This is a genomic window from Virgibacillus sp. 7505 (genome assembly GCF_002272135.1).
Taxonomy (GTDB): Bacteria; Bacillota; Bacilli; order Bacillales; family Amphibacillaceae; genus Terribacillus.
Window position 1 is genome coordinate 103,107 of the sequence record NZ_NPBF01000021.1, and the last position, 21,973, is coordinate 125,079.

Annotated in this window: 20 protein-coding genes and 1 pseudogene; 10 read left to right on the forward strand and 11 right to left on the reverse strand. The window is 45.3% G+C overall.

Features of this window, described 5'->3' with window-relative positions; translation table 11 throughout:
• The first annotated feature begins 36 nt into the window (after nucleotides 1-36).
• The gene (locus CHH91_RS08020) at nucleotides 37-336 is read left to right on the forward strand and encodes a thioredoxin family protein (protein ID WP_095222937.1); all 300 of its coding nucleotides are present in this window, start codon (nucleotides 37-39) and stop codon (nucleotides 334-336) included.
• Nucleotides 337-460: 124 nt separating this feature from the next.
• Nucleotides 461-703 (forward strand): hypothetical protein, encoded by a 243-nt coding sequence (locus CHH91_RS08025; protein ID WP_217973710.1) that lies wholly within the window; start codon nucleotides 461-463, stop codon nucleotides 701-703.
• Here the strand turns inward: CHH91_RS08025 and CHH91_RS08030 are convergent.
• A complete protein-coding gene (locus tag CHH91_RS08030; protein WP_095222939.1) occupies nucleotides 633-1,421 on the reverse strand; it encodes a serine/threonine protein kinase in 789 nt (262 codons plus the stop codon). The genes CHH91_RS08025 and CHH91_RS08030 overlap by 71 nt on opposite strands.
• Nucleotides 1,422-1,546: 125 nt before the next feature.
• Between CHH91_RS08030 and CHH91_RS08035 the strand changes: the two genes are divergently transcribed.
• On the forward strand, nucleotides 1,547-2,386 hold the full coding sequence (locus tag CHH91_RS08035; RefSeq protein WP_095222940.1) for an SPFH domain-containing protein: 840 nt from the start codon (nucleotides 1,547-1,549) through the stop codon (nucleotides 2,384-2,386).
• A 12-nt stretch (nucleotides 2,387-2,398) separates the two neighbouring features.
• A complete protein-coding gene (locus CHH91_RS08040; protein WP_095217437.1) occupies nucleotides 2,399-2,563 on the forward strand; it encodes a type II toxin-antitoxin system antitoxin in 165 nt (54 codons plus the stop codon).
• Between the two features lie 30 nt (nucleotides 2,564-2,593).
• Here the strand turns inward: CHH91_RS08040 and CHH91_RS08045 are convergent, their stop codons facing one another.
• The 9 genes from CHH91_RS08045 to ilvD all read right to left on the reverse strand — a co-directional run bounded on the left by CHH91_RS08045 (nucleotide 2,594) and on the right by ilvD (nucleotide 13,566).
• The gene (locus tag CHH91_RS08045) at nucleotides 2,594-3,535 is read right to left on the reverse strand and encodes a threonine ammonia-lyase (protein WP_095222941.1); all 942 of its coding nucleotides are present in this window, start codon (nucleotides 3,533-3,535) and stop codon (nucleotides 2,594-2,596) included.
• 62 nt (nucleotides 3,536-3,597) lie between these two features.
• The gene (gene leuD / locus CHH91_RS08050) at nucleotides 3,598-4,179 is read right to left on the reverse strand and encodes a 3-isopropylmalate dehydratase small subunit (RefSeq protein ID WP_095222942.1); all 582 of its coding nucleotides are present in this window, start codon (nucleotides 4,177-4,179) and stop codon (nucleotides 3,598-3,600) included.
• Nucleotides 4,180-4,191: 12 nt separating this feature from the next.
• Nucleotides 4,192-5,607, reverse strand: a complete 1,416-nt coding sequence (gene leuC / locus CHH91_RS08055) for a 3-isopropylmalate dehydratase large subunit (protein WP_095222943.1) — start codon at nucleotides 5,605-5,607, stop codon at nucleotides 4,192-4,194.
• A gap of 17 nt (nucleotides 5,608-5,624) precedes the next feature.
• A complete protein-coding gene (gene leuB / locus CHH91_RS08060; protein WP_095222944.1) occupies nucleotides 5,625-6,710 on the reverse strand; it encodes a 3-isopropylmalate dehydrogenase in 1,086 nt (361 codons plus the stop codon).
• A 24-nt stretch (nucleotides 6,711-6,734) separates the two neighbouring features.
• A complete protein-coding gene (locus tag CHH91_RS08065; RefSeq protein WP_095222945.1) occupies nucleotides 6,735-8,276 on the reverse strand; it encodes a 2-isopropylmalate synthase in 1,542 nt (513 codons plus the stop codon).
• A complete protein-coding gene (gene ilvC, locus CHH91_RS08070) occupies nucleotides 8,254-9,300 on the reverse strand; it encodes a ketol-acid reductoisomerase (RefSeq protein ID WP_095222946.1) in 1,047 nt (348 codons plus the stop codon). Before ilvC ends, CHH91_RS08065 begins: the two co-directional genes overlap by 23 nt.
• Before the next feature lie 23 nt (nucleotides 9,301-9,323).
• Entirely contained in the window at nucleotides 9,324-9,848 is a 525-nt protein-coding gene (gene ilvN / locus CHH91_RS08075) for an acetolactate synthase small subunit (RefSeq protein ID WP_038559726.1), read from the reverse strand.
• Nucleotides 9,845-11,578, reverse strand: coding sequence for a biosynthetic-type acetolactate synthase large subunit (ilvB, locus tag CHH91_RS08080; protein WP_095223057.1), 1,734 nt, complete (start codon nucleotides 11,576-11,578; stop codon nucleotides 9,845-9,847). The genes ilvN and ilvB overlap by 4 nt, the downstream gene beginning before the upstream one ends.
• 320 nt (nucleotides 11,579-11,898) lie before the next feature.
• Complete coding sequence (ilvD, locus tag CHH91_RS08085; RefSeq protein ID WP_095222947.1) at nucleotides 11,899-13,566, reverse strand: dihydroxy-acid dehydratase; 1,668 nt, start codon at nucleotides 13,564-13,566, stop codon at nucleotides 11,899-11,901.
• Between the two features lie 414 nt (nucleotides 13,567-13,980).
• On the opposite strand from ilvD, the pseudogene CHH91_RS21440 reads away from it, so the two are divergent.
• From CHH91_RS21440 to CHH91_RS08115, 6 genes and pseudogenes are all read left to right on the forward strand, one after another.
• Nucleotides 13,981-15,162, forward strand: a pseudogene (locus tag CHH91_RS21440) (NTTRR-F1 domain).
• Between the two features lie 134 nt (nucleotides 15,163-15,296).
• On the forward strand, nucleotides 15,297-17,090 hold the full coding sequence (locus tag CHH91_RS08095) for a M3 family oligoendopeptidase (protein ID WP_095222949.1): 1,794 nt from the start codon (nucleotides 15,297-15,299) through the stop codon (nucleotides 17,088-17,090).
• A gap of 119 nt (nucleotides 17,091-17,209) precedes the next feature.
• Nucleotides 17,210-18,055, forward strand: coding sequence for an ABC transporter ATP-binding protein (locus CHH91_RS08100; protein WP_176465723.1), 846 nt, complete (start codon nucleotides 17,210-17,212; stop codon nucleotides 18,053-18,055).
• Nucleotides 18,052-18,786 carry an ABC transporter permease gene (locus tag CHH91_RS08105; protein ID WP_095222951.1) on the forward strand — a complete coding sequence of 245 codons (735 nt, stop codon included), beginning with the start codon at nucleotides 18,052-18,054 and terminating at the stop codon, nucleotides 18,784-18,786. Before CHH91_RS08100 ends, CHH91_RS08105 begins: the two co-directional genes overlap by 4 nt.
• A gap of 4 nt (nucleotides 18,787-18,790) precedes the next feature.
• Nucleotides 18,791-19,936, forward strand: a complete 1,146-nt coding sequence (locus tag CHH91_RS08110; protein ID WP_095222952.1) for a sensor histidine kinase — start codon at nucleotides 18,791-18,793, stop codon at nucleotides 19,934-19,936.
• Nucleotides 19,911-20,519 carry a response regulator transcription factor gene (locus tag CHH91_RS08115; protein ID WP_095222953.1) on the forward strand — a complete coding sequence of 203 codons (609 nt, stop codon included), beginning with the start codon at nucleotides 19,911-19,913 and terminating at the stop codon, nucleotides 20,517-20,519. The genes CHH91_RS08110 and CHH91_RS08115 overlap by 26 nt, the downstream gene beginning before the upstream one ends.
• Nucleotides 20,520-20,557: 38 nt before the next feature.
• Here CHH91_RS08115 and CHH91_RS08120 read toward each other — a convergent pair whose 3' ends face one another.
• The gene (locus CHH91_RS08120; protein WP_095222954.1) at nucleotides 20,558-21,934 is read right to left on the reverse strand and encodes a peptide MFS transporter; all 1,377 of its coding nucleotides are present in this window, start codon (nucleotides 21,932-21,934) and stop codon (nucleotides 20,558-20,560) included.
• Between the last annotated feature and the right edge of the window lie 39 nt (nucleotides 21,935-21,973).

Consider the following 21,973-nt stretch of genomic DNA (forward strand, 5'->3'; position numbering starts at 1 on the left):
AGCAGGTGGATAGAATGAAGTTGCATAGCATCGACGATGGAAGGTTATATCAGTACGAATAGACTTGCTGTCTTATTCATATCCTCACCAGGCTGCAGCGTCTATCAGGCCTTGCTGCCACGAATAGAAGACGTGCTGCAGAACCATCGGCAAGTAGAGTTAGGGTATACAGATAGCAGTGAAGTGAAGGAAGTGACGGGGAAATACCTTGCATTTGGCGCTCCGACTATACTCGTATTTGCAGAAGGGAAAGAACAGATCAGAGAAGGTCGGTTTATTCGGATGGAAGATTTCGAGGCTAGAGTGGAAAGACTCATTTCGCTGACAAATTATTAAGAATTTGTAAAGAAACGTACTTCTTGAAACTAACATGGTATCATTTGCGTAAATAGACAAGTTGTTATTTAGGGAGGGAAATCTATGTTCAAGAAATTCATCCGTAAAATACAGGAATCCGCCGGTGGGAGCAGCCATCGCCGCGGGAGAAGATATGATTCCAGCGGCCATCGAGGACGTCGCTATGACTCTAGTGGTTATCGAGGACGCCGTGGCTCTAGCGGCAGCAGCGGCTACGGTCGCAACCGTTATGGCGGCAGCAGCCGGTACAAGCGCCGTGGATATGGAAGCAGCAGTTAATCTGCTGCTTCTTTTGCTTTTCTCAAGGAATCAATCGCTTCAAACACAGAAGGGAAAGGTTCCTTGATGCCTAATAATCTTTCGAGCGCATGCTTGCATGCGGGTGACAAAGTGAGCTCTTCCGTCCAAGGGAGGGCTTTTTTAGTTGTTTTTTCAAATGTGGTGTACAAAAGATAAAGCAGGATGTCACCTAAGTCAAACAGATCCTGTTCCAGACGACTCTGCTCCTCAGAATTCCTTGTACTTCTGAATTGTTTCGCTAGTCCAAAGTCGATGAGATAAGCATGTCCACCGGCAAGCATGACATTCGGTATTCGGATATCACCATGGTAGATACGATGTGTATGCAGGTGGTCTACAACTTGAGCTATATCGATTGTCACTGCAAGTGCTTCTTTTTCGTTATATTGCTTTTTTGTTTCAAAGATATGCTGCTCCAGATTTTCACCAGAAACAAAATCCATGACGAAAAAATAACCATTCTCTGTATGAAAAAAGGAGCTGGCAGCCGGAATGGAAGGGTGCTTGAGTTTGCTGAGCAACTCATATTCCTGCTGGAACATGCGGAAATATTTCTTCCGGCCCTGACGGCTGCGCCGAAGCTGTTTCACTGTACATGTCTTCTGCTGGATGCTATCAACGCACAGATAAGTAGTACCATAGCTGCCGGAACCAAGTTTACGGATGACGCGGTATCTCTCGGCGATATACGCTCCTTTTGGATATTTTTTATCGACAAGGTAGCGATGCAATAATCGAAATGGTCTGAAGACCTGATATAACATGTGAATTCCCCGATCTTTTTTCTTTAAGTATATAGACTTGTCTCCGGGTTGCAAAGTATGTTGTCAGAATATATAATAATATTAAAGTGATATCACTTTAATATGAAAATGTAGGAGTGACGTGTATGAAAGAAAAGCAAGCTGCTGCTTTAAATGGTTTCCTCGGGGTGCTGATCATCCTTGCTTGTGCGGGTGCGGGCATCTTCAGTTTGACACAGGAGGGTGTCGTTTTAGCAGTCATTCTCTTTCTTGTTGCTGTATTGCTGGTAACCGGAATCGTGATTGTACCTCCTAATCAAGCCTACGTTGTAACATTTTTCGGTAAGTATATCGGTACAATTCGTGCCAATGGTTTATTCCTGACTATCCCTCTTACTACGAGACAGCGAATCACTTTGCGTATTCGTAACTTCAACTCCAAGACACTAAAAGTAAACGACATAGAAGGGAATCCAATTGAAATAGCTGCAGTGATTGTGTATCGTGTAGTAGATACAGCAAAAGCAGCATTCAATGTAGATGATTACGAAGAATTCGTCGCTATTCAAAGTGAAGCAGCAATCCGTCATATCGCTTCAAATTATCCCTATGACAATTTCAACGAATCCGGTTATTCTCTGCGTGAGAATGGGGATGAAATTACTGGTAAACTGCAGGCAGAATTGGAAGCGCGTCTGAATGAAGCAGGCGTGGAGGTGATGGAAGCACGTTTCACGCATCTTGCTTACTCAACAGAAATTGCCCAAGCGATGCTGCAGCGCCAGCAGGCGGCAGCAATCATTGCTGCCCGCAAAATGATTGTGGAAGGTGCAGTCGGTATGTCGATGGATGCTGTGGAAGCATTGAATGAAGGCGATTTGGAACTGGATCCAGAGCGCAAGGCGCAGATGGTGAACAATCTGATGGTGGCCATTGTTTCCGATCGCGGGACACAGCCCGTCGTGAACAATGGATCACTATATTAAAGCAGGGGTCTTATGGCAAAAAAGAAGAGTTTTCCGTTGCGCATCAACCAGGATATCTATGATATGGTGCAGAAATGGGCAGACGATGATTTTCGCAGTGTGAATGCTCAAATTGAATATTTACTTCGTGAGCAGCTGAAGCAAGCTGGCAGACTGAAGCCGGAAAAAGAAAAATAGAGCAGGAAGCAAAAGGCTTCCTGCTCTTTCTTATGCCATGCTGTTGGCGGGGAGATGCATAGTAAGTGCGTGCAGCTCAGACAGCTTATGAAGATCGAAGTTCCCACCGCTGATGACGATTCCGCAATGTTCGGAACGTATACTTTGATGATGGCGCATCAGTCCTGCAAAGCCAGCGGCGCCGGCACCTTCAGCAAGCGTCTTATGCCTTTCTAGCAGCTGTAAGACACCAGCAGCGATATCACGCTCTGAAACAGTGATAATATCATCCACATATTGCTGTATCAGCGGCAATGTCACCTTGCCAGGCTCATTGACAGCAATCCCTTCCGCAATTGTGGTGCAAGGGAGGGATGGTATCAAATGTTTGTGGAACGCATGGTAGGTTGCGCACACAGCTTCTGTTTGCACACCGATGATGCGAATAGAAGGCTTGATCTGTTTGGCAGCAAAAGCGATACCGCTTATCAGGCCGCCTCCTCCTACCGGAACGATGAGCGTGTCGAGTTCAGGCTGATCGGCCAGCATTTCTACGGCAATCGTGCCCTGTCCAGCGATAATATCGATGTCATCGAAAGGATGGATGAAAGTACCTCCAGAATGCTGCTGTTCCTTTTGGGCAGCAAATAGTGCCTCCTGGAAAGTTTCACCGGCTAACTCAACCGTTGCACCATAGCTTTTAGTTGCTTCTACTTTCGGCTTCGGAGTATGGATTGGCATATAGATTTTAGCTGGAATTGCGCGTTTTGCTGCTGCAAGAGCGACACCTTGTGCGTGGTTGCCAGCAGAAGCAGCAAGAACACCGCGCTTTGCGTCGTCTTCACTCATGCTGCCAATTTTAAAAATGGCCCCGCGTGCTTTAAAGGCACCTGTCTTCTGCTGGTTCTCCATCTTCAGATATACGTTCCTGCCCATCATTTTGTCCAATGAAGTGGATGTCCTGATTGGCGTGTGATGTACCAAATCCTTCAAATAAGCTGTTGCTGCTTGTATCTTTTTCTGACTTAAGCAATCCCCAATGCCTTCACACTCCTTTAATGTGTTTGTTCAAATTGTGTTATCTGATCAGCATAACTTAACGTAATGCCGATCTCGTCTAGTCCATTTAAAAGCATATGTTTATTATAGGCAGGAATGTCAAAGCCTGCCTCAAAACCTAGCTTATCATATACTTTCTGTTTTTCCAGGTCTATTGTCAGTGTATAAGCATTCTTTTCTGCCTGATCGAGCAAATAGTCTACTTGTTCCTCGGGAAGACGGATAGCAAGTATCCCGTTTTTAGTTGTATTGTTGTAGAAGATATCGGCAAAACTCGGCGCAATGATCACCTTGAAACCATAGTCCAAAAGAGCCCAAGGAGCATGCTCGCGTGACGAGCCGCAGCCAAAGTTGTCACCGCCGACCAAAACAGATGCACCTTCATATTTCGGCTGATTCAAGGAGAAGTCTGTGCGCGGCTTGTCATTTTCATCGAAACGCCAGTTATAAAAGAGAAATTGCCCGAAACCTGCTCGTTCAATGCGCTTTAAAAATTGCTTTGGTATGATCTGGTCAGTGTCGACGTTACGTTTTGGCAACGGGTAGACAAGACCATTATGCGTTTTGATAGGTTCCATTTTCTATCCTCCTTACACAGTTGGTGCGACTACCTGTCGGACATCGACAAATCGCCCCTCGATTGCTGCCGCCGCAGCCATTTCCGGGCTGGCCAAATGCGTGCGGGCTCCAGCACCTTGACGCCCCTCGAAATTTCGATTCGACGTAGAAGCACAGCGTTCGCCTGCGGGCACTACATCTTCATTCATTGCCAGGCACATACTGCAGCCAGCATCACGCCACTCGAATCCTGCATCTTGGAAAATTTGGTCCAAGCCCTCTTGTTCTGCCTGCATCTTGACTGTGAAAGAGCCGGGAACGACCATCGCACGGACAGAAGGGTGGACCTTCCTTCCTTTGACGACACTTGCTGCTTTACGCAGGTCTGTAATCCGCGAATTCGTACAGGAGCCGATGAATACATGCTGGATCTCAATGGAAGTCAGCTGTTGGTTTGCCTCCAAGCCCATATAAGCAAGGGCCTGTTCGACAGAAGCTCTTTCATCCCTATCCTCGATAAGTGCCGGGTCTGGTACGCTTGCAGATATCGGCAGACACATACCAGGGTTTGTTCCCCATGTGACCTGCGGTTCTATTTCTGATGCATCCAAATATACGGTATGGTCATAAACAGCGCCATCGTCAGTAGCAAGGTTTCTCCACTCAGAGACAGCAGCATCAAAATCAGAACTTTCGGGTGCATATCTTCTGCCGCGCAAATATTCGAACGTCGTCTCATCCGGGCTGATCAGACCGGCTCTTGCACCAGCTTCTATGGACATGTTACAAACGGTCATCCGTTCCTCCATTGATAATTCTTGGATAGCTTTGCCGGTATATTCCAGCACATAGCCGGTTCCGAATTTGACACCGAATTTACCAATGATGGCCAGGATCAAGTCCTTCGCAGTCACGCCAGTTCCTAATGATCCTTCAATATGCACATTAAGCGTCTTTGGTTTGTTTTGCCAAAGTGTCTGAGTAGCAAGCACATGTTCTACCTCACTCGTACCAATTCCGAATGCCAGAGCACCGAATGCACCGTGGGTGGAAGTATGACTGTCGCCGCATACTATTGTTTTACCAGGCTGCGTCAAACCAAGCTGCGGGCCAATGACATGCACGATACCTTGATCAGGATGGTCAATGTCAGCTAGGCGGATTCCAAATTCGGCACAATTCGTACGCAGCGTTTCCATTTGTTTTCGTGCAACTTCATCACGAATCAGCGGACGGTGGATTGTCGGTACATTGTGATCAACTGTTGCATAGGTGCGTTCTGGCTGCCGTACTTTGCGACCTGCCAGGCGCAGACCTTCAAAAGCCTGCGGAGATGTTACCTCGTGCACAAGGTGCAAATCAATATACAAAAGATCCGGCTTATCCGTTTCCTGTACAACAGTGTGCTTTTCCCAGATTTTTTCGATAATTGTCTTTGGTTGCTTCATTGTTCTCAGGTCCTTTCTTAAGAACTCACTTTTGCTGTCGTCAGCTGTTCGATGACAAGAGAGGTCATTTCTTTCGTACCGACGATTTTCTCTGTATCCACCTGCATATCGGTTGTTCCGTATCCGTTTTGCAGTACATCATCTACAGCTGCTTCCACAGCGTCGGCTTCTCTTTCCATTCCGAATGAATACCGAAGCAGCATGGCTGCTGAAAGAATTGCTCCAAGCGGATTGGCAATATCCTTGCCGGCTATATCCGGAGCGGAGCCATGCACTGGCTCATACAAACCGAGCTGATCCTCACGCAGGCTGGCAGAAGGGAGGAGACCCAGAGACCCGGTAAGCACGGATGCTTCATCGCTCAGGATATCGCCGAATAGGTTCTCGGTGACAATAACATCGAAATAGGTTGGGTTTGTAATGAGCTTCATAGCAGTAGAATCCACGAGCATATGCTCAACCGTTACTTCTGGATAGTCTTTGCTCTTTTCATCAACGATTTCACGCCATAGTTTGCTGGATTCGAGTACATTTGCTTTATCGACGGAAGCTAGACGTTTATTACGGAGCATTGCGCTCTGGAAACCTGTATCGACAATCCGTTCGATTTCGCTTTTTTCATAATGCAAGGTGTCGACAACGATTTGACCATCTTCACGGCGTTCGCTTGGAAGCCCGAAATAAAGTCCTCCGGTCAGCTCCCTTACAATCAATAAATCGCTGCCTTCAACGATTTCCTGCTTGAGCGGAGAACTAGCAAGCAAGGAAGGAAAGGTTTTGACGGGACGCAGATTTGCAAATAGACCCAGGCCCTTGCGCAGCTGGAGCAGCCCTTTTTCGGGCCGCAGATGAGGAGGCTGCTGATCCCATTTTGGTCCTCCTACAGCACCTAGTAAAATGGCATCTGATTCTTTACAAGCTTGAAGGGTGTCTGCTGGCAGAGGTTCCCCGAATACATCTATGGCTGCACCGCCAATCGTCTTACTTGTGAAACTGAAGTTGTGGGAAAAGATGTCGGCCACTTGCTGCAGGACGGAAGCCGCAGCTTCTGTTACAGCAGGACCAATTCCATCTCCCGGAAGCAGTACGATGTTTTTATGCATAGTTAACACTCTCCAGGTCAGGGTTTAAATTAATGCTTGAACCTTTTTCATAGTTGCGGCACGCAAAGCGCGGTTCACACCGTTGACAAAGGCATGGCTCGACGCCTTCAGCACATCATTCGCCGTGCCGCGGCCGGTAAAGGGATCACCGTCAACTTGCAGCTGTACATGTACTTCAGCGAGAGCATCTTCGCCTTTTCCGACAGAATGAATGCGGTAGTCAGTAAGTGTTACTTTTTCATCGATCAAAGCAGCCAATGTATTATAAATAGCCTCGACTGTTCCATGACCGGTCCGGGCGGTTTCCTTGATGCCATGATCCGGAGTCTGAAGGGCAATTGTTGCAGTCGGCAGATTTTGTGGACCCATTGTTACTTGAAGGGCTTTCACTTCATACGTTTTCACTGGATCATGCTTTGTCTGGACATCTAGTGCAATGGTAAAGAGATCATCATCCGTGATTTCTTTCTTTTTATCTGTCAGGCGCTTGAAGCGGTCGAATGCTTCCTGCAACTGTGTTTCAGATAGTGTAAAACCAAGTTCTGCGATTCTGGTATTGAAAGCATGTCGTCCGGAATGCTTTCCAAGTACTAGATTGGTAGCATTCATCCCGACTAGTGCCGGCGTAATGATTTCATAGGTTTCTGCATGCTTCAGCATACCGTCTTGGTGGATGCCAGATTCATGAGCGAAGGCGTGATCGCCGACGATTGCTTTGTTTCCTGGCACCGTCATGCCCGTCAATTTACTGATCAGGCTGCTCGTTCGTTTGATTTCATGCAGAATGAGGCGGGAGGAGTGCTCATACGCATCTTTACGAATGTGAAGGGCAACCGCGATTTCCTCAAGGGCAGCATTTCCTGCACGTTCTCCAATGCCATTAACCGTTCCTTCAATTTGAGTTGCGCCGTTTTCGATAGCAGCAATGCTATTGGCTACAGCCATTCCCAAATCATCATGGCAGTGTGCGGATAGATCTGCTTTTTCGATATTTGGAACGTGCTCCTTCATATAAGCAAACATTCTGCCGTACTCGGCAGGTGTCGCATAACCGACAGTATCAGGCAAGTTTACAACTGTCGCACCAGCATCTATGACAGCCTCAACAACTTCGGCAAGGAAGGGAAGTTCAGATCTGGAAGCATCTTCTGCAGAAAATTGGACAATCGGGAACCGTTCCTTCGCATAAGTAACCATCTCAACAGCTGTTCGAAGCACTTCCTCAGGTGTTTTCTTCAGCTTGTATTCCATATGGATAGGGGAGGTGGCCAAGAATACATGAATTCTTGGCTGCTCTGCATCCTTCAATGCTTCCCAGGCGGTATCAATATCGCTTATCTTTGCCCGGGCCAATGCTGTGACAGCGGTAGTTTTAATGGTCCTGGCAATTTCCTGTACAGCGAGGAAATCACCCTCGGAGGAAGCGGGGAAGCCCGCTTCCAATACATCCATTCCGAGGCGTTCCAGCTGTCGGGCAATTTCAACCTTTTCCAGTTTGTTCAGATTGACTCCCGGTGTCTGTTCGCCGTCTCGCAGTGTTGTATCAAAAAATTTTATTTGAGCCATGGACAATCACTTCCTCAGCGGATTGATTTTTCTTGCCTTGTTTGACGAATGGCATCAATTCGCGGAGTTCGCGCCCAATTGTTTCGATCTGGTGATTTGTTTCTCTGGCATTGATTGCATTGAATTGTGGTCGGTTGGCCTGGTTCTCCAAGATCCATCCTTTCGCGAATGTACCGTTTTGGATATCGTCCAGCACTTCTTTCATGCGAGCTTTTGTTTCATCATTGACAACTCGCGGACCAGAAACGAAATCACCCCATTGAGCAGTATCAGAGATGCTGTAACGCATTCCCTCCAGACCATCCTCGTACATAAGGTCGACGATCAGTTTCAACTCATGCAGACACTCAAAGTAGGCAACTTCTGGTTGATAACCAGCTTCAGTCAATGTTTCAAAGCCAGCTTTGACGAGGCTTGTAAGTCCGCCGCAAAGGACTGCCTGCTCACCGAACAAATCTGTCTCCGTTTCTTCCTGGAATGTTGTTTCCAAAATTCCAGCACGACCTGCTCCGATACCTTTCGCATATGCCAATGCGATTTCTTTTGCAGTTCCGCTGACATCTTGGTAGATACCGAATAGGGCAGGAACGCCAGCGCCTTCTGTGTACGTACGGCGGACAAGATGACCCGGGCCTTTCGGTGCAACAAGAAATACGTCCACATTGGATGGAGGTGCGATTTGGTTGAAGTGAACGTTGAAACCATGTGCAAATACAAGGGCATTTCCAGTCTCCAGATTCTGCTCGATGCTTTCTTTGTAGATAGCAGGCTGCAGCTCATCCGGAACAAGCATCATGATGATATCCGCTGCTTGAGCCGCTTCAAAAGCAGAACGCACATCATGTCCGTCTTCGACTGCTTGATCCCATGATTTACCTTGCCTTACTCCGACAACAACATCAAATCCGCTTTCTTTCAAGTTTTGCGCGTGAGCATGGCCTTGAGAGCCATAACCGATTACTGCGATTTTCTTTCCTTTCAATACCTCTTCTTGAATGTCATTGTGATAGATAACTTTTGCCATGATCTCGTCATTCCTCTCCATTTTTAATTGGTTATAAGTGAATACGTGTTTCCATCCGCAGCTTGCGGCTGATGCCCACGTAGGAAGGCCGTTACACCAGTTCTCGTTAATTCCTTGATTCCATAAGGCCGGACAAGCTCGAGGAAGGCCTCGATTTTATCCGAATCACCGGTTACCTGAACAATCATGCTGTCCTTGCTGATATCGACTGCGCTGGCACGGAAAGGAGCAATGATGCTTTGCAGCTCATTCCGGCTGGCAGGGGGGCAGACGACTTTTACGAGTGCCAGCTCCCTAGCAACTATGGCGTGATCAGTAATATCGGCTACTTTCAGTACGTCAATCTGCTTATGAAGCTGTTTTGTGAGCTGCTCCAGCTTCTGCATGTCTTCTACTTCAACGACGAAGGTCATACGGCTGATTTGCTCCACCTCAGTTTTGCCTACTGAAATACTATCGATATTGAATTGTCTTTTCTGCATCAAACCTGTTATCCGGTTCAGCACACCGCTTCTATTCTGAACGGTTGCCGTAATGATTCGCTTCATCGACTCACTCCAATCATTTCATGCAGTCCTTTTCCTGGTGCAATCATCGGGAACACATTCTCCTGACGCAGCACACGACAGTCAATTACAACTGGTTCGTCAGATTGAAGCAGGGAAGGAAGCTCTGCCACTAACTGCTCTTGTGTTTCCAAGCGGACTCCTTTTATGCTGTAGCTATCAGCCAACTTGATGAAATCCGGCTGGATATCCAGCAGCGACTCGGAATAACGCTCTTGGTAAAAGAATTCCTGCCACTGCCTGACCATGCCGAGACTTTGGTTGTTGACTATCAGTATCTTCACCGGCAGTTTTCGCTCTTGCAGGACGGATAGCTCCTGCATGGTCATCTGGAATCCGCCATCCCCGACTACGCTGATGACTGTACTGTCGGGACTTGCCAGCTGGGCCCCGATTGCAGCAGGGAAGCCAAATCCCATTGTGCCGAGTCCGCCAGAGGTCACCCAGCGATTGGGCTGGTCAAAACTGTAATATTGTGCGGCCCACATTTGATGCTGCCCGACATCGGTCGTGACGATGGCATTTCCTTTCGTTGCTTTATGAACGGCCTGCATGACCAATTGCGGAATGAGATCCTGTGCAGGGTTGTTGAACCATAGCGGATAATCTTCTTTGTACTGCTGCAGATGATTTCTCCATGTCTGGATGTCTGGAATATCTGCTTCTGCTTTTTGAAGTTCTTCCAGTGCAGCCTTGGCATCAGACACGACAGGAATGCTGGTAGGTATGATTTTCCCGATTTCTGCCGGATCGATATCGATATGTGCGATTGTTGCTTGCGGGGCAAAATGCGCCAGGTTGCCTGTAAGGCGATCATCGAATCTGGCACCTATGTTAATTAGCAAATCGCATTCGTATAGGGCACGGTTGGCTGCGTATGTCCCGTGCATGCCTGCCATACCAAGGAATTCCGGTTCACTGGCTGGAAAGGCACCTAGTCCAAGCAGGGTAGAGGTGACAGGCAGCTGGAAACGCTTTGCGAATGCTAGGACTTCTTTCGACGCTTTTGCATGCAGGATGCCTGCTCCTGTCAGCAAAATAGGGCGTTTCGCAGTCGATATGGCATGGATAAGCTTTTTGATTTGATTGTTATTTGGCTTCAATGTCGGTTGATAGCCTGGAAGGTGAATAGGTTCCTCAGCAGCAGCTCTTTGGTAAACCTCACCCGAGATGTCCTTTGGAATGTCGATTACTACAGGTCCTGGCCGTCCAGTTGTGGCGATATAAAACGCTTCTTTAATAATGCGCGGCATATCTTCCTGCCTTTGGACTTGGTAGTTGTGCTTTGTAATAGGAGTGGTGATTCCCATCACATCTGATTCTTGGAAAGCATCTGTTCCGATGACACTTCTGCCTACTTGGCCGGTGAATACGACAAGAGGCAGGGAATCCATCATTGCATCGGCAATTCCAGTTATAAGGTTTGTCGCACCAGGTCCAGAAGTCGCAATCACAACCCCGGGCTTTCCGGAAACACGTGCATATCCTTCTGCGGCATGTATCGCTCCTTGTTCATGTCGAGTCAAGATGTGCTGGAACTGAGGTTCTGCGCGATACAAGGCATCATAGATCGGGAGTACAGCTCCCCCTGGATAGCCGAAAATAGTATCAACACCTGCTGCTTGCAGTGCCTCTACAAATAAATCAGCACCCGTTTTTGGAACTTCGGCAGCAGGATTTCTTTCTTGTACGGCTTGAGCCTTCACCTTCATGGTTATATCCCTCCAATAGATTTTGTTATATAAAAAAAGCCTCTTTTCTCCATTCAAGCAATCTTGCAAGAAATGGGGAAAAAAGACTTTGCTTTTCTCGGTACCACCCAAGTTCACAGCTTCCTTACGGTAAACTGCCTCATGGAGCTGCATTTGCCAGCTCCGTTTTGGTAACAGGTGCTGTACACCTGGCTCAGCCTACTGTAATTCAGCTTCGCGCTCAGGGAAGAGAGATGACGGATTATATTGCCAGGCTTCCAGCGTCCCTGGCTCTCTGTGAATATAATGCTTCCGTCTCTATGGTCCCGTCTTCGGTTTGATTATATTTTCATGACCCCGCCAGTGTTAGCTGAGGTTACGAGCTTTGCATATTTTGCTAAGTAACCAGATTTGATTTTAGGTTCGGGCTGTTTCCAATTCTGTCGGCGTGTCTCCAGTACATCTTCATCCACAAGTAATTCAATGCTGCGTGCTTCCAGATCGATCAAAATTGGATCACCATTCTCAACAAATGCTATTGGTCCGCCTTCAGCTGCCTCCGGAGAGATATGACCGGCAGAAATGCCTCGGGTCGCACCTGAGAAACGGCCATCTGTTATCAAAGCGACTTCTTTAGCTAAACCGCGTCCCGCAATAGCAGAAGTAGGGGAGAGCATCTCGGGCATCCCTGGTCCGCCTTTGGGTCCTTCATAACGGATGACGACGACATGTCCTGCCTGCACGGTTCCGTTCGTGATGCCTTCCTGTGCCTCATCCTGTGAGTCAAAAACAATTGCCTCACCGAGGAATTTCTTGATGGAAGGATCAACAGCTCCGACTTTTATGACACTGCCGTCGGGTGCAAGGTTACCGTACAGAATACTTAAACCTCCAACTGGACTGTAGGGATTATCCAATGGACGAATAACCTCTTTATTTAAGATCTCGTAGTCTTCCACATTCTCAGCTATTGTCTTACCAGTGATGGTAATACGCTCCTTATGAAGAAGGCCATCGATCTTGCATAACTCGTTGATGATTGCACTGACTCCTCCGGCTAGGTGGACGTCATGCATGGAATAATCTGAAGCTGGACTGATTTTGGAAAGGTAAGGAACCTTCTCCGCAATTTTATTTATGTCTGCCAGATCATAATCAATGCCGGCTTCATGGGCGATGGCGATTGTATGAAGAACTGTATTCGTTGAACCGCCCATAGCCATATCCAAAGCAAACGCATTATCAAAGGTTTCCTTTGTCATAATGTCCCGCGGACGGATATCCTCTTTAACAAGCCGGATCAGGTGTCTGGCAGCTTCATAGATCAGTTCATGCCGTTCGTCGGATGTGGCTAGCAGTGTTCCGTTTCCGGGAACTGTCATGCCGAGCATCTCCATTAAGCTGTTCATAGAGTTTGCTGTGAACATACCGGAGCAGGATCCGCAAGTCGGACAAGCAAGCTGCTCGATTGTTGCTAATTCCTGTTCGGTCATCGTACCGTTTTGCACGGCACCTACACCTTCGAACATGGACACGAGATTCAATGGTTTCCCTTCTGGACTTACACCAGCTTCCATTGGACCTCCCGAAACAAAGACAGAAGGGACATTCGTCCTTGCCGATGCCATCAGCATACCCGGTGTGATTTTATCGCAATTCGGTATATAGAAGACGCCGTCGAACCAATGCGCCTGTATAACTGTTTCTGCACTGTCTGCAATGATTTCCCTGCTCGGCAAGCTGTAACGCATTCCGATATGGCCCATTGCGATGCCGTCATCTACACCAATCGTATTGAATTCGAAGGGGATACCGCCTGCTTGGCGAATTGCGTCCTTTACTACTTCGGCGAATTTGTTTAGATGCATGTGTCCTGGAATGATATCGATGTAAGAGTTGCAAACACCGATGAACGGTTTTCCTAAGTCAGACGTTTTAACACCGGTCGCATGCAGCAAACTGCGGTGCGGAGCGCGGTCAATCCCTGTTTTGATCATGTCACTACGCATAGGATCAAAACACCTCCCAGTTGCAAAAGTTCTTTTTCTCTTTACATATTGGATGCTCATAAATTGATTGAATTGAATAATTTGAAAATTCATTTATTTGATTAATTGTCAGTTATCATAACGCCTAACACAAGCTAGGTCAACAGCTTATTGGATAAATTTTCAGATTCTTTAAATCATTCAAACTACTTGTAAGCGCTACCAATACAGTGATGCAGGGGTTATTGTCAGATAATCTGGCAGAAAACTTTTTTATAGCTCTTGATTAATGAAAACAGCGGACTTGTACAATTCTGGAAAACTTATAGGAATATAGGTCAAACAAGGGTTCATGTAGCTTTTTGTTTGAATAGTTAGGAGAGAAATTATGTGGATTTGAATTCTTTTATTATTTGAAGGAGGCAGAATTAAACGATGCCTGACCAGAACATCGTAAGGAATGGCGGATTCGAATCTGGCAGTCTTGTACCATGGGTTTCATCATTTGCATCAATCACTCAGCAATATAGACATAGTGGCAACTATGCAGCAAGGCTGGAGGGTGGTCAAAAGACTGCGTTCATAGCGCAATACGTGTAACCTGCTATAGCAGGCTATAGTTATAATCTATCAGTTTACTTGGCAAGGGAAAATGAACAGCCTGCACCGACAGTACAGATACAAATAATCTTTCTAACGGGAAACTTCCAAACAGTGGGGAGAGGATTGCTATTGGATGTACCCCCAGATAGTATCCCTATAGCTTCGCAAGCAGGCTGGAGAGAAGTTACTGGCATCTTCGTAACAGCACCGCGAGGAACCTCCCAGATCTTTTTGTTGATTAACACTCTGCCAGATCCTGCTTCTGGCAATATTCTGGTGGATGATGTGAGTCTGTCGATTTATGTAGGTGGAATAGGAGCAACCGGAGCAACAGGGCTTACCGGAGTAACGGGAGAAACCGGATCGACAGGGCTTACCGGAGTAACAGGAGAAACTGGATCAACAGGAACCACTGGGGTAACGGGAGAAATCGGAGCAACAGGGCTTACCGGAGTAACAGGAGAAACTGGATCAACAGGACTTACTGGAGTTACGGGAGAAGCCGGAGCAACAGGACCTACAGGAGTAGCAGGTGCAACCGGAGTTACTGGCACGACCGGTTTAACCGGAACCACTGGAATTACCGGTCCAACTGGCTCCACAGGTAGTGCGCTGCCTTCTGTTAGCCCACTTGCAGCAAACCAGGCAACGACAGCTCTTGCTATTCCTCTTAATACCGATACGGTAGTTAATACAATTACTCCGGCTGTAGTGGCGGGGAACAATGTGAAATTAGATTTTAATGTACAAATTGCTGTAGTAACCACTGCCAACTGGTCAGTTACTATAACTGCTACACTCCGAAGAGATGGAACTACTCTGAATCAGGTAAGCATTGGTCGAACTGGTACACTAGCAGGGACATATCGTATCTTGTTACCTAATACGTTTGTAGACGTGGTACCAACCACTGAAACAGCGACCTATACAGTAAGCATTACTGTTGTGCCAGTTGCAAGTATTACATCTGCCACGGCTGAGACGCGTAATCTGAACGGTACACGCTTTGTTTAATAGAACCAAGACCATAGCATCTAAAGCTATGGTCTTGATTTTTTTATTGCAATGCCGAAAAATAGCGAACACTAAAACTTTTCAGTCAATAACTCGGAGCGTATAATAGAAAGGTAGTTTAAGGAGGTATACATATGACGAATAAATATGGACAAATATGGGATTTGGATGCGATATTCCCTGGGGGCAGTAACTCAGCCGCGCTAGCGGAATTCGCAGAGAAAGCAGATCAAGCTTTACAAGATTGGAAACAGGCTTTGGAAGCCTTCCAAGTTCCTGATCAGGCTGAAGATACTGCTGGCTTGGTGCGTATCGTAGCGGAGTGGGAAACTTCTGCTAAACATGTATTCGAGGTTGTTGCATTCGTTGAATGTCTCGTAGCACAGGATGTTACAGACAAAAAAGCAAAGCAATGGTCTGGGAAGAAAGATGAACTTATGGCTGCCTACAGCGGAACGCTTACTGGTGTAGATCAAGTTATTACACGAGTGCCGCAGCAGACGTGGGAACAGATGCTTGAGCAGCCGGAATTGATAGATTATGCATTTGTGCTTGATGAGCGCAGAAAAGAGGCTGCTGAAAAGCTGTCGCCTGAACAGGAAGTATTGCTGAATGATTTGGCGATTGATGGCTACCATGGCTGGGGAGGTATGTACGATACGATTGTCGGCAGCATCCAAGTGCCATTGAAAATCGATGGAGAAGAGAAATCCTATTCTGTTGGTCAAGCTGCCAATAAATTGGATGCTCCAGATCGCCAAGTAAGACAGCATGTATTCGCTAGAATGCAGGAAGCTTGGACAGAAAAAGAAGATTTCTTTGCTGAAACGCTTAATCATCTAGCAGGTTTCCGTCTTCAGACATACAAGCATCGAAAATGGGACAGTGTGCTGAAAGAGCCGTTAGCTTATAACCGTATGTCTCAAGAAACACTGGATGCTATGTGGGGAGCGATCACGGATGAGAAGGATTCATTCGTCAAATACCTGCAGCGCAAAGCGGAAATCCTCGGGCTGGAAAAATTGAGCTGGTATGATATCGATGCACCGCTCTCCTCTGCGACAAAACATGTATCATATGACGAAGCTGCTGATTTCATCGTGAAGAATTTCCGGAAATATAGCAGCCAAATGGCAGATTTCTCCCAGCAAGCATTCGAAAAGCGTTGGATTGAAGCAGAAGACCGCAATAGCAAACGCCCTGGTGGCTTCTGTACCAGCTTCCCGGACAAAAAGGAAAGCCGGATTTTCATGACGTTCAGTGGCACTGCTTCCAATGTATCTACGCTAGCGCATGAGTTAGGTCATGCCTATCACAGCTACGCAATGAATGATGTGGAACAGTTGAACCAGGAATATGCAATGAACGTGGCTGAGACAGCTTCGACATTGGCTGAATTGATTGTTTCCGATGCTGCAGTAAGAGAAGCAGCGACGAAAGAAGAGAAAATCGCATTGATTGAGGAGAAGATCCAGCGCAGTATTGCTTTCTTCATGAATATCCATGCGCGATTCTTGTTTGAGACGAGATTCTATAGAGAACGTAAAAACGGATTAGTATCCGCTGCTCGATTGCGCGAGTTGATGGTTGAGGCTCAGAAAGAAGCATATAATGACCAGCTTGATGAGTATGATCCGACATTTTGGGCATCCAAGCTGCATTTCTATGCAACGGATGTGCCGTTCTATAACTTCCCGTATACGTTCGGTTACTTGTTCAGTACGGGAATCTATGCAAAAGCTGCTGAGAATCCGCAAGACTTCGAGCGTTCCTACAATGCTTTGCTTGAGGACACAGGCCGGATGACGGTAGAAGACTTGGCGATGAAGCATTTGCAGGAAGACTTGACCGATAAGGCATTCTGGCTTAAAGCTATTGAAGTTTGCAAGCAGGACATCGAGGAATTTTTGAGGTTGACTGCAGAATAACGAAGGAAGACCACTCACAGGAGTGGTCTTTTTTTATGACAAATGTCATCTTTTCTTATGACATTACTTCCTTACTCCTTGCAGTCTGTCTTGATATTCTGATAGCAGGAGGTGGGGTGATGCTAAAGATAGATCATATCAGTAAATCATTTAATGGGCAGTTGGTACTAAGAGATATCACATTTCAAATGACAGAGGGTGAGAGTATTCTCCTGTTGGGCGCGAATGGAGCTGGCAAGTCTACGCTAATAAAAATTGTTTTACAAATGCTGAAACAAGATCGAGGAAGTATGAATTGGGAAGGCAAAAGACCTCATATTGGATACGTACCACAATCACCTTCTATGATCGGGAATTTAACGCTCTATCAATTTGTTTCATATATGCTCTCTTTGCATGGTAAGAGAAAGCAGATCCAGGAAGTATTACGAGATACAGGATTAGAATCCAAAAAGAAGGTGCTGGCAGAAAATTTAAGTACTGGTCAGATGAAGCGTCTATTATTCCAGCTAGCTGTTGCAGTTAAGCCAAAACTTCTAATTATGGACGAACCGACAGCTGGTATGGATCTGGAAGCTAAACGGAAATTTCGCAGGCAGTTGTCTAATGTACGCTCGAATGGAATGAGTGTATTAATAACGACTCATATTTTATCAGAAGCAGAAGAGCTAGCGGAACGATTGTTGTATCTGGAGGATGGCGTTATAAAAGTAGACCGTCCTATAAAAGAAATTAAGATGGACAGAAAGTCAATTAGCTTCCGAACGGATTCCAAGAATAAAAGAATACTGGTCTCGATGGGTTATATCCAGAAGGATGGATTATATCGAAAGCTAACGGAGGATGCGGATAATGAACTGGAATTGCTGATCCAGAAAAGTATAAAATTTTCACAGCTTGAGATAATAGGCGATACTCTCGAGCAGTATGTAGAAGGCCTGGAAAGAGATGAAGGCGGTATATGAAAGCTATTATTCAAACGGTAGTGATGGAAGTCCAAAGAATGATAAAAAATAAATACTTTCTCTGTTTCTCTTTATTTATGCCTTTCGTCTTTTATACGTTGTTCACTTATATTAATAGAGGTTCAACTGTCGACGGAATAGACTTTGATTATTATTTTCTCATATCCATGACCTGCTACAGTTTGGTAGTGACTTCTGTGCAAACATTTGGCATTCAAATTATGTATGATAGAAGGCAAACTTGGATGGACTATTTGTTTACCCATCCGCTTACACCACCACAGTATTTCATTTCCCGTATTATAACGCAGCTTTTACTGAACGCAGTCATTGTTTCGTTGTTTTTCTTAATTATAAATGCATGGAAACAATTCAATCGTCCTTTGGAAGAATGGATAATAACAAGTATATGGCTGCTGGCTGGTTCAATTCTATTTCTAACAATCGGAATCTTAATTGCTCAGACGAAAAAGGTTGAGACTGCATCTGTGACAGCTAATGTAGTAGTGTTGGGACTAGCTATTTTAGGTGGTCTCTGGATGCCTCTGCAAACATTTCCAGACTGGGTACAAATGATTGGAGAGTGGCTGCCATCATACTTGTTTGCATTGGGTGCGCGGAATATAGCCTCAGGAGAGGGTATTGAACTTTTCAATATCATAATCCTCACCTGTTATTTTTTGGTATTATTTATAGGAGCGATAATTTTGCAGTACAGGCAAAGGAGCTGACTACGTGAAGAGATTCCGACTGTTTCCGGAAGAAGATGGCTATATACCTCATCTTTGGCTTGCCTATTATTATTTCACATTATTATATTTGATTGGAGAGCAAGGTTTTCGATTCTGGTTCCCTCTCTTAGTAATGATTATCATCTTTTTTTGTTATAGGGAGATCTATTGGCGGCCGGAAAGGACTTTTTCTTCAGCAATCATCTTAACTATACTAGTTGCATATTTAGTTTTTTTTATTGAACAGGCTTTTTTCTACTTGCTTTTGTATGCGATTAATATGCTTTATGTACTGAAAAGTCCAGCAAAATTTTGGATTGGATATATGACAGTTAATGCAGTAACAGGCATCATGCTTTTCACGGATATATATGGGATTCATGATTGGACCTGGGGATTTATTTCTCCTGGTATCCTGATTAGTCTCATTACACCAGCAGTTTGGAAAGTTCAAGAAAAGTGGTACCGCAAATGGGAAGCAGTCAATGAGGAGCTTACTGACACAAAAAAGCAAGTGGAAGAATTGATCAAGGAGCGTGAACGGGATAGGATTGCACGTGACTTGCATGATACGGTAGGACAAACGCTATCCACAATCTCAGTAAAAAGTGACATCTCAAAAAAACTATTATTCCAGAACCCGGGGAGGGCAGAACAAGAATTGCATGATATCCAGCAGTTGTCTCGATCCTTGCTTCAGGAAATGCGTGAAATTGTCAGCGATATGCGTCTTGTTTCCTTGCAGGAGGAGTACGAGGCAGCGCAGCTTAGATTAAAAGAAGCTGGAATTGCTCCTGAATTGGAACAACAACTATCTTCAATAGAAGACAGTTCAAAGGAAACCATGCTTGCCTATATACTCAAAGAAGCTGTCACCAATGTCATACGTCATAGTAACGCCACGTTCTGTAAGATCCGAGTTATACAAACTAAAAACGTTCTGCATTTACAGGTAGAGGACAATGGCGGCTATGATAATACGCTCGCAGAAGAAGGAAACGGCTTGGATGGAATTAGAAAACGAGTCAGCTTAATGATGGGGGAAGCCCATTTTCATGAGCGGCCAAATGGCGGCTTGCACCTGATAGTAAAAGTTCCTATGCAAACCGAAGGAGGAAACAGTAATGATTCGTATGCTGTTGGCGGATGACCAGAATATGCTTCGAGGTGCCATGGCTGCGATGCTCGATTTAGAGGAAGATTTCGTTGTCACTAATCAAGCTGCCAATGGTGAGGAAGTCTTGCAAGCACTTGAAACGCAAACTTTCGATTTATTAATCCTCGATATTGAAATGCCAAAATTTAATGGCTTGGAAGTGGTCAAACAATTGCGGCAAAACAGTCGCATAGAGAAGGTTTTGATGCTGACGACCTTTTCTACGGCTGCTTATGTGAAAGAAGCTATGAAGCTGAAGGTTGAGGGTTATTTGCTGAAGGATACACCTAGTGATCAGCTTGCGCATGCTGTAAGAGATATTGTGTATCATGGACGCGCGGTAATTAGTCCAGAGATTACTTACCAATTCGTACAAGGCATCGATAACCCATTAAGTGAACGTGAAAAGGAAATTCTCCACCTTGCGGAAAAAGGGTTTTCCACAAAGCAAATTGCAGCTGAACTATTTTTATCACCAGGAACTGTCCGGAACTATTTCTCGGAACTACTGGATAAACTAGGAGCCCAGAACCGTTCACATGCAGTCTACATAGCGAAAGAAAAGGAATACATATAAAAAAACACAGCTCCCGTAAGGAACTGTGTTTCTGTAATTTAGTCTCTTGCATCTAGCATGGACTGAAGTTTTTTGGAAATCGTTAGCAGGATGATACCTACTACAATCGCTGCTGCACCGATTACACTGAATATCTCCACATAACCGAGTGTTGCTGTTAATGCAGCAAGCTGTCCGCCGATAATATTAGCGATACCTGATGCTGCCATCCAGACACCCATCAATAGTGAAGCAATCTTGATAGGTGCTACTTTACTTACCATTGATAGTCCTACTGGTGACAGACAAAGCTCACCGATAGTATGGAACAGATAGGTAAAGATGATGAACAGGATATTAGCTTTATGAACTATATCTGTTTCGTCACTGCCAGTATACAATACTGCAGGAACTAGGATCATGAATCCTATTCCCAAAAGAATCATACCGAGTGACATTTTCGTCGTAGTGCGCAAATCACCGCGTTTTGATTTACTAAGTTTCAACCAAATAGCAGATATGATTGGTGCAAGGATGACAATGAACAATGGGTTCACAGATTGGAACCAGGATACAGGTATTGTATAACCTCCAACATTTCTATCAATGAAGTCCCTTGTATAAAGTGTTAGGGAAGTACCTGCTTGTTCGAAACCGGCCCAGAAGAAGATAACAAAGACAAACAGAATCAATACTGCGCCAGTGCGTTTCTTTTCTGCTTTTGTCATTTTTGCTGCTGGAGCACCTTTTGGAGTGATATTAGTTCGAGCAGGTTTTGTCCCAATATCGCCTAAATAGCGTTTACCCAACAAGCTGAAAATCAGCTGACCGATAACCATACCAATGGAAGAAGCCAAAAAGGCCCATTTAAAGCCAAAGTGTTCAATACCATCAGCATCTACTGAGTGGAATAAATCTTCTGCAAGGAAACCAGCAATTAATGGGGAGAAAAATGCTCCCAAGTTGATTCCCATGTAGAAAATTGTGAAGGCGGCATCCTTCCGTTTATCTCTAGGGTCATACAGATCACCTACATAGGTGGAGATATTCGGTTTGAAGAATCCATTACCAATAATCAAGAAAAGTATTCCTATATATAGACCTAATTGGCTGTTGAATAGAAATATTATGAAATCTCCGATTGCCATTGTAATACCACCGATAGTGATGGCTGTTCGAAGTCCTATGAATTTATCGGTTAAATAACCGCCGATAATTGGTGTAAAGTAAATAACTCCTCCATACAAACTATAAATGAATGCAGCATGTTGAGTGCTCATGCCTAAGCCACCGCTTATTACTGCAGCAGTAAGGTAAAGCATTAATACAGAACGCATTCCATAATAGCTATATCTTTCCCACAATTCAGTGAAGAAGAGAAGATACAATCCCTTTGGATGCTTCTTCCCTTGTGGGATTGTAGCTGGTGTATCCATTTTAAATCCTCCCTTTTTAAAGAACATTGTCCATTATAC